Below are 14,273 nucleotides of genomic sequence, written 5' to 3' on the forward strand. Positions count from 1 at the left end.
TCCCAAATCCACGTAAAGAGATAAGCCCAGAATAACGTATTGGACGCGGAAGGGGCGAATCACACTATTCAATATTGGCGATTCTAAACCCCATCTGACATTCAAACTGCACAGGCACCTTTTCGCCCAATTGACTAATTGCCTGTCCGCAACGCAGTTGTCCCTGTCGCCACCGAGGTTGTCCGCTTTGGTCTGCCATCAAGCACCCTTGACACACTTGCTGGACTGAAAGGAGTCGATCGCCCGCCAGAACGACTAACATCGCGCCTCCAAAATTCTGACTCAATCACAACTTACAGCAAAATGATTCACCCAAAAATTCCCTAACCTAATTCTAGAGCAGGTTTCTAAAAATCAAAGAAACCTGTGATACAGCTTAGACTCGATTTGCAGTTTTGATATATTTCTGAAACCAAATCCCTTCGCTGTTCGCTTTCATCTCAACAGCGTGAATAAATCGACCAAATTCTTTAATCAACTCTGGGTTCCGCCAGCCCTGTTTCATCTCTTGAGCAATAATTCTCAGCGCTTCTTCAGGTGGGAACGGTTTTTTATAGGGACGCTCACTCCTTAGAGCATCGTAAATATCGATAATCTGAAACACTTGTGCTAGAAACGGAATACGATCGCCTTCTAATCCGTCCGGATATCCAGACCCATCCCACCGCTCATGATGATGCCGAATAATCGGGACAACTCCCCGCATCGTCCTCAACGGCTGACAAATCTTTTCGCCAATCAGCACATGCTGTTTCATGATTTGGAATTCTTCGGCGGTGAGTCTGCCTTTTTTCAGCAGCACATGGTCTGGAATTCCGACTTTGCCAATATCGTGCAGGTAGCCACCCCACATCAGATCCCGAATTTGCGATCGCGTTAATCCTAAAAATTCTCCGAATGCTTTCCCCCGCATCACTAGCCGTTCACAGTGATCCCCGGTATTCGGATCGCGACTTTCAACGGTTCGCGCAATCGAAAACAAAACCTTTTCCGCGTGGTCTAGATCTTCATTCAGTCGCTTTTGTCGAATCAGCGATCGGACTCGTGCCGAAAGTTCAAGTTGATCAAAAGGCTTGGTGAGAAAATCATCGCCGCCTGCTTCAATTCCACGTAAGCGCGATCGTCGATCGTCAAGCGCTGTAATAAAAACAACTGGAGTGAGGCGCGTCAGTTCATCTTCTTTGAGGCGGCGACAGACTTCGTAGCCATCCATTCCGGGCATCATCACATCGAGCAAGATTAGATCGGGGTTCGTCTCTTGTAATTGAGACAGGGCGGCAACACCACTTTCTGCTTCGATTACATCATACCCTTCGACTGATAGCAAAGCTACAGCCGTCATTCGACTGGATGGATGGTCATCCACGACTAATATTCTGGGTCGCTCCAAGCCGAGATCATTCACAAAGAGATCGCCTAAGTCACTGAACAATACGGGAAACAGAGCCATTGCAGACCTTGCAAGTGGATTGCTCTTTTCTCAGTATGGGCAAAGCGAGTCTCGAAACAATCAGGTGTTCTACGGAGAATAAGTCTTTCGATTTGCCAGCTTCAGTCGGCGGGGGGATGCAGCAAAGGGTTGATTACTCAACGCTCTCATTGACGGGGAAGCGATCGAGCAGTTGAATGGCTCGAATTGCATTGGTCCGAAGTGCTTCCCTAACATGTGGCATGTGCGGAATTTGAGACAGTAGATCCAACGTGCGACGCAGAATTCTCACAACGTCGCCTTCATCCAAGCTCGTATTGCTGCACAGTTCTCCCCAGTCAGCACCCAGTGCCCACTGTTCGACGATGCCAACTAATTCATCTTCGAGCCAGACGGGAAGCGCGACTTGATAACGGCGCTGGAGTTGAAACAGTTGACGGCGGATGCTGCGAAGCCCTCCAAGCGCCTCGAGAACCGGATCGGAGACATCGTAGCGTATCCACGTATCAGGGCGAGAAACTTCAGTTACCAAAGCAGCACAGGCAGCCGCGAAATGATGCGGGTCAAGCGGATCGAGTTCACCGGACATCAGCGCCAGACCGATCCAAAGTTCGTTATCGCCGCGAATCGCTGCGGTGGATTCTCCTAACGCGGTTGGGGTCAAATCATCGAGACAGCCGAATCGCCGGAGAATTTCGATCAGCGCGACGAATTCGTCCCAGTGACGCTGCGTTTTTTCATCGAGTTTCGCTTGACGATCGCTAATTTCTTCTCTTAATGTCTCGATCCGACGTTGGCGTTTGAGGGTTTGAGGACGGTTGCCCCATTCATGCACTGGATGCGCTTCCATCTGTGCCAAAACTGCATTCGTTCGCTGCTGTTGGGCGTAAACTTCTGGAGCCTCATCGGGTAATCCGGGCGGATCGGGAATCAATTGTGCGATCGCGACGCTGTCTTCGCTGCCTCTACGAGCTTGTCCCGGTCGAAACACCAGTTCAGCCGGAGGAGTAAGACTGTCTACATCTTGTAATCGAGGAATTTCACCGCGCAAAGCCGCGACATCTGAAACCGATGCTACATACCAACGATTGTTTTGTCCTAGACAAATCAAATACGGAAACTGACCAGAGCCAGGAACTTTCGTGACTAAAACGGCGGAAATCGTTTCGGAGCCGTCACCTTTAAGAGACAGAATTGTACCTGCAACTGCGAATTGAAGCGCGATCGCTCTTTCACTCGTCTGCATTTCATCGGCTTGATTTTGCAACGTTTTTAATAGCCGTTTCTCCTCTTTAAGTCGGTCTTGCAGCTTTTCGTATTGGGCTAACAGCTTCCAATCGACATCAGACACGATCGATTCGAGTTGTTTGAGTTCGAGTTTGCAGCGTTCGAGTTCTTGCTGTTGAGGTTTGAGATACAGCGTCGAAAGATATTGCCCGAAACTGCGTTCGATTAAGGCGCGGACTTGTTCGATCGAATGAGTTTGCAGCAGGTTCAAAACCATGCCGTAACTCGGAGTAAATTGGCTCACCAGCGGATCGGCTCCAGAAGTTGCAAGATATGCCGCTTCTTTCGCGCCCTCGAATGGAGTTTGAACCGTGACTACATAGCCGCGATCGTCCATTCCGCGTCGTCCTGCCCGTCCTGACATTTGCAGAAATTCAGACGGATTCAATAAACGATGTCCGGCATCAGTCCGCTTAGAAAGGCTCGAAACAACAGTCGTTCGGGCAGGCATATTAATCCCTGCTGCTAGCGTTTCAGTCGCGAATACAACTTTGATTAAACCTTCTTGGAAAAGTTCTTCGACTAATCCTTTCCAAGCGGGAAGAATTCCGGCGTGATGGGCTGCAACGCCACGATACAGGGGTTCGACTTGTCCAGCGCGTCCGGCTTCGGGATTACGATCGAGAAACGCATCAATTCGCTCTTTCAGTTGTGCTGCTTCGGTTTCATTCACTAGCGTCAAGTTCGCTAATTCTGTGACCGCTTTATCACAGCCGCGCCGACTGAAGATAAAGTAAATCGCGGGCAACATATCTTTCGCTGCCAGTTGGCTCACGACAAACGGCAGGCTGGGACATTCTGGGCGAGGTGCGCCTCGTTGATTGGCTCCTCTGGGGCGGTATTGACTGCGTTTCGGCTTGAGACGGGAACTCAATCGGCTCCCTGTTTCGTCGAGTAGCGGAAAGAGTCCCTTCGTATTGCAGAAAGAGAATTGCAGCGGAACCGGGCGGAAATCAGAATAAATTAGCTCAGTCGGTCCGTGAACTTGAGCGATCCAATCTGTCAGTTGGTCGCTATTTGCCACCGTCGCAGACAGGGCGACAAGTTGAACTTCTGAAGGGCAGTAAATAATCGACTCTTCCCAGACGGTGCCGCGTTGTCGATCGTTCATGTAGTGACATTCATCGAGCACGACCGCTTCAACTCCAGCGAGAGAAGTTCCAACTTCCCCGATCGGTGTTCCGTAGAGCATGTTTCGGAAGATCTCAGTCGTCATCACCAAGATTGGGGCATCCCGGTTAATCGAAACATCTCCAGTGAGTAGCCCCACGTTCTCGGCTCCGAACTGATCGCGAAAATCTCGTAACTTCTGATTAGAAAGGGCTTTGAGCGGGGTGGTATAGAACACGCGACGATCGGCAGCCAGCGCTCGATGAATCGCATACTCCCCGATCAGCGTTTTACCCGAACCAGTGGGAGCACAAACAACGACGGATTTTCCAGCTTCCAGTGCAGCGATCGCGCTGAGTTGAAATTCATCCAATTCAAACGGGTAAAGCTGAGCAAGATCGACTCTGGAAGAGGAAATATTCACCACAAGAAACGATAGCTAGTCGCTAAGTAAAGATTTCTTTATCCTAGCGCGATCTCGGTTGCACTATGCACTGGATTGGCGAATCGAAAAAGTTCACTCGATCGCGTTTCGACATCTTGAAGTACAGTAAATTATTCTATGCTTTGGTCTGGGGTTCGGAGCGGGAATATGGCGGTAGAAAGCTCGATCGATGCAATGTGGTCTGATGTGCTTGACATTCTCAAGTTCAAGTTTAGTCCGCCAACCTTCGACACATGGGTCAAAAGTGCTGTGCCGGAGGAGTTAACCGAAACGTGCTTAATCCTACGAACAGCGAATCCATTTGCCAAAAATTGGATTCAGAAACACTATATGAAAACGGTTCAAGAAGCCGTTCACAGCATTGTTGGGCGACCTGTAGAAGTACAGTTTCGATTCGTGCCGAGTGCTGAAAGCGACGAGACAGAATTGTTTTATCCATTTGTGGCGGAGAGTCCGACCTTGCCAGAGTTACCAATTCAAGCGCCTCGATCGAGCAGTTCCTCTGATCTCAATTCCAAGTATGTGTTCTCGCGTTTGGTCGTCGGTCCAAATAACCGTATGGCACACGCGGCATCGCTGGCAGTCGCGGAATCTCCGGGGCGCGAGTTTAATCCATTATTTCTCTGTGGCGGTGTTGGACTCGGTAAAACTCATTTGATGCAGGCGATCGGACATTATCGATTGGAAATTTCCTCGGATGCGAAGATCCTCTATGTTTCGACTGAGAAATTTACCAATGATTTGATCACAGCGATTCGCAAAGATGACTTGCAGAGTTTTCACGATCGCTATCGAGCCGCTGACGTGTTATTAGTCGATGACATTCAGTTCATCGAAGGGAAAGAATATACGCAAGAGGAATTTTTCCACACCTTCAACACGCTGCACGAAGCTGGAAAGCAGGTCGTGCTTGCTTCTGACCGTCCACCGAATCAGATTCCTAAATTACAAGAGCGTCTCTGTTCTCGTTTTTCAATGGGCTTAATTGCAGACATTCAGCCGCCGGATCTTGAGACTCGAATGGCGATTTTGCAGAAAAAAGCCGAGTACGAAAATATGCGGCTTCCACGGGAAGTGATCGAATACATTGCATCTAGCTATACCTCGAACATTCGGGAATTAGAAGGAGCCTTGATTCGCGCCGTTGCGTATATTTCGATCTCCGGGCTATCGATGACCGTGGAAAATATTGCACCGATGCTCAATCCGCCCGTCGAGAAAGTTGAGGCATCTCCAGAAGTTGTCATCAATGCGGTTTCGGAAGCGTTCGGAGTCTCGATCGACGACCTCAAAGGCAATTCCCGCCGTCGAGAAATCAGCGTTGCTCGACAAGTTGGCATGTATTTAATGCGGCATCACACGGAACTGAGCCTACCGAAAATTGGCGATGTGTTCGGTGGAAAAGATCACACTACGGTCATGTATAGCTGTGAAAAGATCGGACAGCTCAAAGAGAAAGATTCCAGCATGGCACAGACATTACGGCAGCTTGGGGATCGGATTAACCTCGCTAGTCAAGGGCGAAAATCATAACCTTGAGCCTGTTCATTATTCTGTTTGTGAACTGTCCATCACCCATGACAGATCGCCAAAAAGCCACTAGAGTGTAATGGCACAATCTCCCAGTGAATTCTTTTAAGGACGTGTCTGATATTTTGGCTCAGCTTAGCCACGGGCATTTGCTGATGGTAAATAGCCGTAGACGCAATGGACTCATTATCTACAAGCAATTTCATGCTGAGTTTGCAGGTCCGGGAGCTGCTGTAGGAAATTTTCTCGATCGAGACTGCAAAGGTGTTTTAGCGGTTGGAGATTTGTCGCTGGTTGATCCGAAAGCGCATGAGGATCGACAAAAGGCGTATTTGATTCGCCGTCAATGGGTGCGATTAACGCAGCAAATTACCGATAATGCTCAACCGCTGCAACGAGCGCAAATGATTCTCAATCAGTTTGAGAATTATTTTGGGGCGGACTTGGTGGCGCGATTACCGAGTGAGGCGTTTGCGCTGATGGTGGGAGTGTTGCCGCAAACGGTTGAGATTGTGCGGTATTGTCCGGATCATCCGGGGGTGAGGCGAGAGTAGTTTTGGGTGTTTGAAACGTGTAGAGGGTCTTTCCGCTTCGATTGCCTCACGCCCTGAAATGAATTTCGGGCTAACCGTGGAAAGTCTACTGAAGTAGACTCAGAGGCAGTTTCAGTCTCTTAGTCCTTTTCAAAGGACTTGCGCCGATTAGCCCGAAATTCCATTTCAGGGCGGGCGTTGCAATGAATGAACGCTTCTCAAACATCCTTCTAACGCTGCGCGATCGTACTCGTCGAATTTGGAGAACCAAAAATCGGAGAGGCATCGAGTCCGGTCACAAGATAAAACTCATCGGGACTAAATGAAACTGCGAACACGTACCCGTGCAGCGAAGCTTTCGCGTCAGTTTGCCATTGTGTCAGAAGCGCTTCCACCTGTCGGAAAAACTCAACCCCTTTGATCATTGGAACTCGTGCCCAGTTTTGCACGATTGTTTCAACTAATGCTAATTCGATCAATCCAGTCGGATACAGTTGCAACATCGCGGTCAAACAAGCAGCACAAAGTTCATGATCCTCGCCATCGAGTTGATAGCTACTAATAATGTGTCTTACTCGCTGTTGTTGAACCTGTTCCTGGAGAGTCATGGATATGGCGCGATTCGCTGTTTCTAAGCGTATCTCAACTTGATCATTTTAGATGACAACTTTGAGAACTTGTGCGATAACCCATTGCAGTACCGTTTGCGCTAAACCAATATGGATCTCAAACCCTTTATCCGCGAAATTCCAGATTTTCCCAAACCCGGAATTCTCTTCAAGGACATCACCACTCTCCTGCAAGATCCCACCGGATTAAGAGCCACGATCGACTTATTCGCTGAGAAATGTTCGGATCTCAAACCCGATTTTATTGTCGGAATGGAATCGCGTGGATTTATTTTCGGTGCGCCCCTTGCTTACAAAATGGGGATTGGCTTCGTCCCGGTTCGCAAACCTGGAAAATTACCTGCTGCGGTTCATGCGATCGAATACGAATTAGAATACGGCACCGATTGTTTAGAAATGCACCAAGACGCGGTACAGCCTGGTAGTCGAATTCTCATCGTCGATGATTTAATTGCGACCGGTGGAACCGCAGGCGCAACCGCACAATTGGTTCAAAGAATCGGCTGTGAACTGGTCGGATGTGCATTTGTGATCGAATTAACAGATCTCAAAGGACGCGATCGATTACCCCAAGTTCCGATCATCACACTGGTTGAATACTAGCGCTATAATCACAACACTTCGATCGCAAAACTTCCTATGACGACCTCCACACCAAGAAGATTTAGATCTGGCTGGGATCGATTTATCGAACTCCTCACAAGTGAGACAACAATCTATGTTCTTAAACGATTGTTGCAAGCTTTATTTACATTGTTTCTTGCTGCCGCTCTGAGCTTTTTTATCATTCAACTGGCTCCCGGAGATTATCTCGACACGCTGCGCGAAAATCCTCGAATTTCACCAGAACGAATCGATCAACTCCGACGGCAGTATGGATTAGATAAATCTTGGATAGAACAGTTCTTCTTGTGGGTGTGGAACATTCTCACACGCGGCGATTTTGGAACGAGCTTTGTGTACAACCGCTCGGTCGTTTCATTACTTTGGGAACGAGTCCCCCCGACCTTGTTACTTGCGCTCACTTCGCTGATTGTGACTTGGGGTGTGGCGATTCCGCTGGGCGTATTGGCTGCGATTAAACAGCAGCGCTGGGTCGATCGAGTGCTTCAAGTTCTGAGCTACACCGGGCAAGGATTCCCTAGCTTTATTACTGCATTGTTACTGTTAATCTTTGCTCAAAACACGTCGCCATTGTTCCCGGTGGGCGATTTGACCAGCATCGATTTTGCAGATTTAACCCCGTTGGGAAAGATTCTAGATGTCGCGTGGCATTTAGTTTTACCGACATTGGCTTTAGCGATCGCAGGTTTTGCCGGATTACAGCGAATTATGCGCGGACAACTTCTTGATGTGTTGCGCCAAGACTATGTGCAAACAGCACGAGCAAAAGGACTGCCTGAAAATCGGGTGATCTATGTTCATGCGTTGAGAAATGCAATCAACCCACTGATCACATTGTTGGGCTTTGAGTTTGCAAGCTTGCTGGGTGGTGCATTCATCACAGAAAATTTCTTTAACTTACCCGGACTCGGAAGATTGATTCTTCAAGCAGTTCAGGCACAAGATCTTTATTTGATCATGTCGAGTCTGATGATGGGTGCAGTGATGTTAATTTTAGGAAATCTCATTGCCGATCTATTATTAAAGGCAGTTGATCCACGGATTAGCCTGGAAGACCTAAATTAATGTTTTCACAAGCCTATTATTTAATTCGATCGAGAACCGACGGAAGTTATCTCGCCGCCTATCCGAAACTCAACGACGATCAACCTCGATCGCCCGAAAATGGCTTCGTTCTCTTATTCCAGGAACAATTCGATGCGTTGGGATATTTGAACAAGTTCGCAGGCGAAATGAGCGATCGCTTTACCACCGAGTCTGTCGCTGGATCACAACTTAAACCGATACTCGATCGCTGGGGATACAGAGGATTCGGCATGGTCAAAGATCCGCTCATTCCCTCGATCGAATTTCTCTCTAAAGGATGATAAGAATGCGATCCTTCCTCCTAGCGATGGGGATTGCGCTAGGAGAAAGTCCCCCTAGTTACAGATGTTTGGGGGGGCGGAATTTTGAGTAGATAAGTGCAGATTAAACGTGATTCTGCTGACTATCAAGTTTGCAGAATCCTAAGAAAAATTTCTGTACCTTTGGAGGGTATTGTATGAAATCTCTGTTATCTGCACTTCGCTATGTATTAACTATCTGCCTATGTGCTGTGCTATTGTTTGCATCGGTTGCACCAAGCGCGTTGGCTCAGGCGGTTGTGAAAGACAAACCGATGGCAAATGAACCTAGCAGCTCGACCACCAAAGCCGCTAAAGAATATGAGGGTGCTGCTAGAGAAACGATCGATAAAGGTGGCTTGCAGTCTTTAGAAGAAGTTCGCGATCGCACTAAAGGTGGCGGACTCAATGAAGTTCAAGGAACGGCTGGTTTTGATGAAATGAAGCGTCCGTCGAACACGGGTGCAACCTCGATCGAAGAACAAATCGAAAAGGGCTTGCAAAACGCAGATAAGGCTCCTGGCAAGGTCAGCGAAGCAGTTCAAGAAGCGCCTGGAAAGTTAACGAAAGAAGCAAAGAAAGCTCAGAAACAAGCCGAAAAAGCTCAAAAGCAAGCTGAGAAAGAAGCGAAGAAGTTAGCGAAACAAACGGCGAAACAAGCCGAAAAAGCGACGAAGGCAATCAATGACTAATTGAACTCATAACATGACTGTTTGATTGAAAAGGGGCAACTTGCCCCTTTTTTGATTAATCGTGCTTCTGAATTCGCTTTTTCAGTTCTTGCTCAAACTCTCTAGACATCCGTTCCATATCTTCAACTGATTTCGGTCCTTCAAACCACGTTGCCTCCGAATCAGGACTACGACGATCAACTAACGCATCGATCGCTGCTACATCATCTCGATGAGACAGAACATAAGCAGTAAGCTCAGCCGTTGTCATTGTGTTATAGTCCGGCTTCATTGATAAACCTCTATTTGCCATTTGGAAATACGAGAATTTGCAGTTCTTCGCCTGCCAAAATAAAGACGTGACCTCTTTCCGAACTGAATCGAAATAATTGAATATCACGGTAGTAGTTTGACAATTGTTGGCAGACGATAAGACAAGCAATCGCTTGGGCGTTCGTTGGAAAAATAGGTCGTTCCTCAATTCTGGCACAAATATTTTGCTATCATCGCATAAATGTGTAGAAATATTAATGAACAACCAGTGTATTGGTACGAGGGAATTTGTCCGCGATCGAACAAACTTTTACGCTTACCTCGCACCCAATTTGTTGAAGCGATCGCGCACGAATTAATGCAGGAACTTGCCGCAGATGAGCAGTATTCCCGCGAGGGTAAAATGTACGGTGTTTTACTTGCAGAGACCGCTCAAGGAAAACAGCAAATTCTCAAAGCATTTTCAGGATTGTTGAACGGGGAGAGTATTGCACAAGGGTGGGTTCCGCCGATTCCGGGACGCGATCGAGTTCAGCTAAATGAATCAATTACACTAACATTACTCGAATCGCTTAAGAAACAGATTATCCAACTTCACGAAATTCCTGAACGAGAACAATATCAGAAACTATCTGAAGAATACAATCAGAAATTGAAGCAATTATCAGAAGTACATCAGCAGCGAAAACTAGAAAGACAAAAGCAGAGACAAAATGATAATAATTCTGATCTCGATGAACAGAGTAAGCGAGATGGAATTGAGAAACGGAATTTGAAACGAGATCGCAGTTCTATTCTCAACCCATTAAAACAAATCATTGATCAAGCTGACAAGCAGATTCTACAACTCAAGCAACAACGCAAACGATTATCACAGCAGCTTCAATTAGAAATGTACGATAGTTATCGCGTGACGAATTTTGCTGGAGAAACGCGATCGCTGTCTAGTTTGCTCACTTCGATGCCAACCGGAACCGGAGAATGCTGCGCCCCGAAACTTTTGCATCATGCGGCAACTCATGGGTTAAAACCGTTAGCAATGGCAGAATTTTGGTGGGGGGAATCGATTGGCGATAAGATTCAAGGCGAATTTTATGGAGCGTGTGTGGAGCGATGTCAGCCGATTCTAGGATTTTTGCTTTCGGGGCTGGAGTCGATCGAACTAGTCTATCAAGATGATTGGATCATCGTCGTGAATAAGCCTGCTGGAGTGTTGTCAGTGCGAGGACGATACGGGCAAGATTGCATTCTCGATCGCTTTTCTGAATTCTTAATTCCCGTTCATCGATTAGATCAAGATACTTCTGGATTGTTGATTCTTGCCCGCGATACGCAAACTTATAAACAGTTAAGCGAACAGTTCCAACAACGCAAAATACACAAAGTTTACGAAGCAGTGTTATCGAAACCGATTACGCAAAAAGAAGGTACGATCGAGTTACCGCTGTGGAGTGATCCGAACGATCGACCCAAGCAAAAAGTCGATCACCGTGGAAAATCTGCTATCACAAACTTTCGAGTGTTAGCCCCTACTCGTATCGAATTCTATCCTGTTACCGGACGAACTCATCAGTTACGAGTTCATGCCGCTGAGGGACTCGGAGTCGCGATCGTGGGCGATCGATTGTATGGCGATCCTACTTCAAGCGATCGCTTACACTTACATGCACGCGATCTACAATTCACCCATCGCGGACAAACCTTGACTCTCAAAACCGTTACGCCCTTCTAACGATGAAATCTTCCATTCAAGCGATCATTCAAGCGATCGAACTTCATTGCCCGATCGACGAGATCGAAGCCGCTCACAAAGCTGCCATTCTTGATCATTTCAAACACAGTGCTGAACCGATGGATTCCTTTTGCTTTGAGCCAGGACACGCAACCGGAAGTGCTTGGGTGATGGCAAAAGAGACACAGCAGTTTGCATTGATTCATCACAAAACCCTCGATCGCTGGTTGCAACCGGGAGGACATGCAGAAGCTGAAGAGCCTGATTTGCTCACTGTTTCGCTCCGAGAAGCTCAAGAAGAACTGGGAATCGTACTTGACCCCAATCGAGCCTCATTACTCGATTTAGATGTCCATCGCATTCCAGAAACGAAGAAATATCCAAGTCATTTGCATTTTGATTTTCGCTATCTTTGCATCACCCAATTGCAACCCTTAAAGCCAGCAACTGATGTCGATCGATCAGAGTGGTTTTCTCTAGATCAACTCAAAGCACTGCAACTTGATCCAGGAATTGAACGCATGATTCAAAAATCCTTAAAAGGTTAAATTAGCTTCGGGAGTGGGAGCTGTTGCAGGCTCGATCGACAAATCAAACCAAAACGCTGTGCCCACATTAGGCATACTTTGTACCTGAAGCTTGGTTCCTAGTAATTCCAGCAATTGCTGACTAATCGATAATCCTAATCCCGTCCCTTTTCCCGATCGCCGTCCAGATTCCGTTTGCATAAATGCTTTGAACAACGATTCAATCTCATATTCTGCAATGCCAATTCCCGTATCTGACACTTCAAATCGCAGCAGTTTTGGATTCAAACAAGAGATTCGTAGTGTAATACTTCCGTGATTGGTAAATTTTAAGGAATTTGTTAGTAAATTAATCAAGACCTGACGAAGTTTTCGTTCATCAGTTTGAATCCAATTCGGAACTTCAGTGGCACACTCTAAATTCAATTGAATCCGCTTCTCGATCGCTTGCGGCTCAAACATTTTTAGAAGATTATGCAGTAGCTGTTTTAACGAGAGTGTTTGAATCCCGATTGTTTCTGCTTTTGCTTCGAGTTTGGCTAACTCTAGCACTTCATTAATGAGATCAAGCAAATGGTTCACGCTTTGATTAATCATTGATAAGCGCTCTCGTTGTTTCGGAGAAAGCGTCTTATCATAGCTCATCAGTTCACTACTACTCAAAATGATTGAAAGCGGCGTTCTCAACTCGTGATTCACATTCGCTAGAAACGTCGTCTTTGCTCGATCGGCAGCTTCCGCTTCCTGTTTCGCCCTCGTTAATTCAATATTCTGTTCTGTTAGCGCTTGTGTTCGTTCTTGTACTTTTTGTTCAAGCGTCTTTGTATAGTCTTGCAGTGCATGATGAGATTGTACTAACGATTGCCATAGCCAGTAGACTCGTGTTGCTACAACGATTAGCTTCATTCCAATCAGCGGTGCCACGATCGTAATCCACCAGCCTGATAGAAATAGACCGTAAGCCGTAAGAACTCCCGCGATCGCCACTCCCACCATCCAAACGAAAGTCCGATGGGGTGCCCGAAATCTTGTTCCCAGCACTACGCCGATTCCCAACCACAGCCAGCACCAAATTGTTTCAATCCACTCTGGTACGCCTCGCAAAATCGGTCTACTGTCCAGCGCTGCACTAATCAACTGACTGGTGAAATCTGCATGAATGACAACCCCAGCGGATGTGAGTTTCGCCGTATTAGAATAAGGCGTGAAAAATCGATCGTTCAAACTCTCCGCGATCGAGCCAATCAAGACAATCCGATCCTGCATTAATTGGGCAGCGACTCGATCGTTTAACACATCGCTAAAACTCACCGAAGTAAACGATCGCTGCAAATTCCGAAAATTCGCCAATAGCTGAAATCCACCAATATCACCACGAACATACCCCCCCGCATTCGCCTGCAAAGGTTCAAGATACGCTTTTCCAAGTTGAATCGCTCCACCGGGCAGCGATCGTGGCGTAACGCCTTCCGCCTTGAGATACTCTAACGCCAGCCGCGTTCCCAGAGTCGTTACCGTTCGCGCCTGCTTTCCCCAAATTGAATTAACCCGCAGCGATAAAAGGTTGCGCCGCACCTTCCCGTCTGGATCAAGCACTAAATCGCTCGCTGCTATCTGACCCTGTTCCCGCAAAATCGGAGGCGGATCAACCGAGGGCATATTCGCACCGCTCAACGTTTTTTCAACCCCGATCAGATTCGGAGTCTGTTGATAAATCTGAATCAACGCATTGTGTCCCGGTTCAACCGGAAGGTTGCGATAGACATCCATCCCAATCACACGCGGCTTTTGCTGGCGAATCTTAGAGAGCACTTGAGCAAATTCAGCATCTGGAATCGGATAGCGTCCGATCGCATTAAAATCGGATTCGTCGATCGTCACAATTACAATCCGAGCATCAACTGCCTCCGGTGGACGCGCCCGAAACCATTGGTCTAGCACCATGAGTTCCAGTGGTTGAAACGCACCTGCCACTTGCAAGCCGAGCACAGCAGCTGCAACGGCGATCGCGCTGATTCCAACCCCTACCCACTGCCGCACTGATCTCAATCACTCCTCAGCTTTTACACGATCGCGAACCTGTTACAAACTGTAGGGC

Annotated in this window: 14 protein-coding genes; 8 read left to right on the top strand and 6 right to left on the bottom strand. The window is 47.3% G+C overall.

The window, feature by feature from the left end; genetic code table 11:
* Window positions 1-64 precede the first annotated feature (64 nt).
* From NIES2104_RS12345 to NIES2104_RS12355, 3 genes are all read right to left on the bottom strand, one after another.
* On the bottom strand, window positions 65-262 hold the full coding sequence (locus NIES2104_RS12345; protein WP_059001689.1) for a hypothetical protein: 198 nt from the start codon (window positions 260-262) through the stop codon (window positions 65-67).
* A 114-nt stretch (window positions 263-376) separates the two neighbouring features.
* The gene (locus NIES2104_RS12350; RefSeq protein ID WP_082689977.1) at window positions 377-1,450 is read right to left on the bottom strand and encodes a two-component system response regulator; all 1,074 of its coding nucleotides are present in this window, start codon (window positions 1,448-1,450) and stop codon (window positions 377-379) included.
* A gap of 133 nt (window positions 1,451-1,583) precedes the next feature.
* Window positions 1,584-4,250, bottom strand: a complete 2,667-nt coding sequence (locus NIES2104_RS12355; RefSeq protein ID WP_059001691.1) for an RNA helicase — start codon at window positions 4,248-4,250, stop codon at window positions 1,584-1,586.
* 168 nt (window positions 4,251-4,418) lie between these two features.
* On the opposite strand from NIES2104_RS12355, the gene dnaA reads away from it, so the two are divergent.
* Together dnaA and NIES2104_RS12365 are read left to right on the top strand one after the other, a co-directional pair.
* Window positions 4,419-5,804, top strand: coding sequence for a chromosomal replication initiator protein DnaA (gene dnaA, locus NIES2104_RS12360; protein WP_058998492.1), 1,386 nt, complete (start codon window positions 4,419-4,421; stop codon window positions 5,802-5,804).
* A gap of 92 nt (window positions 5,805-5,896) precedes the next feature.
* Window positions 5,897-6,355, top strand: coding sequence for a hypothetical protein (locus NIES2104_RS12365; protein WP_263970949.1), 459 nt, complete (start codon window positions 5,897-5,899; stop codon window positions 6,353-6,355).
* A gap of 209 nt (window positions 6,356-6,564) precedes the next feature.
* On the opposite strand, the gene NIES2104_RS12370 is transcribed toward NIES2104_RS12365, so the two are convergent.
* On the bottom strand, window positions 6,565-6,942 hold the full coding sequence (locus NIES2104_RS12370; RefSeq protein ID WP_058998493.1) for a hypothetical protein: 378 nt from the start codon (window positions 6,940-6,942) through the stop codon (window positions 6,565-6,567).
* Between the two features lie 111 nt (window positions 6,943-7,053).
* Here NIES2104_RS12370 and NIES2104_RS12375 point away from each other — a divergent pair, with 111 nt between their 5' ends.
* The 4 genes from NIES2104_RS12375 (at window position 7,054) to NIES2104_RS12390 (ending at window position 9,664) form a co-directional block, all read left to right on the top strand.
* On the top strand, window positions 7,054-7,566 hold the full coding sequence (locus NIES2104_RS12375) for an adenine phosphoribosyltransferase (RefSeq protein WP_058998494.1): 513 nt from the start codon (window positions 7,054-7,056) through the stop codon (window positions 7,564-7,566).
* Window positions 7,567-7,602: 36 nt separating this feature from the next.
* The gene (locus NIES2104_RS12380; RefSeq protein WP_058998495.1) at window positions 7,603-8,652 is read left to right on the top strand and encodes an ABC transporter permease; all 1,050 of its coding nucleotides are present in this window, start codon (window positions 7,603-7,605) and stop codon (window positions 8,650-8,652) included.
* The gene (locus tag NIES2104_RS12385; RefSeq protein ID WP_058998496.1) at window positions 8,652-8,954 is read left to right on the top strand and encodes a hypothetical protein; all 303 of its coding nucleotides are present in this window, start codon (window positions 8,652-8,654) and stop codon (window positions 8,952-8,954) included. The genes NIES2104_RS12380 and NIES2104_RS12385 overlap by 1 nt, the downstream gene beginning before the upstream one ends.
* Before the next feature lie 176 nt (window positions 8,955-9,130).
* Window positions 9,131-9,664 (top strand): hypothetical protein, encoded by a 534-nt coding sequence (locus tag NIES2104_RS12390; protein ID WP_058998497.1) that lies wholly within the window; start codon window positions 9,131-9,133, stop codon window positions 9,662-9,664.
* Between the two features lie 55 nt (window positions 9,665-9,719).
* On the opposite strand, the gene NIES2104_RS12395 is transcribed toward NIES2104_RS12390, so the two are convergent.
* Window positions 9,720-9,935: a hypothetical protein gene (locus NIES2104_RS12395; protein WP_058998498.1), complete on the bottom strand. Its 216-nt coding sequence runs from the start codon at window positions 9,933-9,935 to the stop codon at window positions 9,720-9,722.
* A gap of 222 nt (window positions 9,936-10,157) precedes the next feature.
* Here NIES2104_RS12395 and NIES2104_RS12400 point away from each other — a divergent pair, with 222 nt between their 5' ends.
* Both NIES2104_RS12400 and NIES2104_RS12405 read left to right on the top strand, forming a co-directional pair.
* Window positions 10,158-11,648, top strand: coding sequence for an RluA family pseudouridine synthase (locus NIES2104_RS12400; RefSeq protein ID WP_058998499.1), 1,491 nt, complete (start codon window positions 10,158-10,160; stop codon window positions 11,646-11,648).
* A gap of 2 nt (window positions 11,649-11,650) precedes the next feature.
* Window positions 11,651-12,196 (top strand): NUDIX hydrolase, encoded by a 546-nt coding sequence (locus tag NIES2104_RS12405; protein WP_058998500.1) that lies wholly within the window; start codon window positions 11,651-11,653, stop codon window positions 12,194-12,196.
* Here NIES2104_RS12405 and NIES2104_RS12410 read toward each other — a convergent pair.
* Window positions 12,185-14,215: a CHASE2 domain-containing protein gene (locus tag NIES2104_RS12410; RefSeq protein WP_058998501.1), complete on the bottom strand. Its 2,031-nt coding sequence runs from the start codon at window positions 14,213-14,215 to the stop codon at window positions 12,185-12,187. The two genes, NIES2104_RS12405 and NIES2104_RS12410, sit on opposite strands and share 12 nt — an antisense overlap.
* Window positions 14,216-14,273: the final 58 nt, after the last annotated feature.

Origin of the sequence: Leptolyngbya sp. NIES-2104 (assembly GCF_001485215.1) — a bacterium.
Taxonomy (GTDB): Bacteria; Cyanobacteriota; Cyanobacteriia; order Leptolyngbyales; family Leptolyngbyaceae; genus Leptolyngbya.

Coding starts and splice junctions, on each gene's coding strand:
- NIES2104_RS12380 (WP_058998495.1), top strand. CDS start 7,603: ATGACGACCTCCACACCAAGAAGATTTAGATCTGGCTGGGATCGATTT.
- dnaA (WP_058998492.1), top strand. CDS start 4,419: ATGGCGGTAGAAAGCTCGATCGATGCAATGTGGTCTGATGTGCTTGAC.
- NIES2104_RS12385 (WP_058998496.1), top strand. CDS start 8,652: ATGTTTTCACAAGCCTATTATTTAATTCGATCGAGAACCGACGGAAGT.
- NIES2104_RS12395 (WP_058998498.1), bottom strand. CDS start 9,935: ATGAAGCCGGACTATAACACAATGACAACGGCTGAGCTTACTGCTTAT.
- NIES2104_RS12370 (WP_058998493.1), bottom strand. CDS start 6,942: ATGACTCTCCAGGAACAGGTTCAACAACAGCGAGTAAGACACATTATT.
- NIES2104_RS12405 (WP_058998500.1), top strand. CDS start 11,651: ATGAAATCTTCCATTCAAGCGATCATTCAAGCGATCGAACTTCATTGC.
- NIES2104_RS12400 (WP_058998499.1), top strand. CDS start 10,158: ATGTGTAGAAATATTAATGAACAACCAGTGTATTGGTACGAGGGAATT.
- NIES2104_RS12375 (WP_058998494.1), top strand. CDS start 7,054: ATGGATCTCAAACCCTTTATCCGCGAAATTCCAGATTTTCCCAAACCC.
- NIES2104_RS12350 (WP_082689977.1), bottom strand. CDS start 1,450: ATGGCTCTGTTTCCCGTATTGTTCAGTGACTTAGGCGATCTCTTTGTG.
- NIES2104_RS12390 (WP_058998497.1), top strand. CDS start 9,131: ATGAAATCTCTGTTATCTGCACTTCGCTATGTATTAACTATCTGCCTA.
- NIES2104_RS12345 (WP_059001689.1), bottom strand. CDS start 262: ATGTTAGTCGTTCTGGCGGGCGATCGACTCCTTTCAGTCCAGCAAGTG.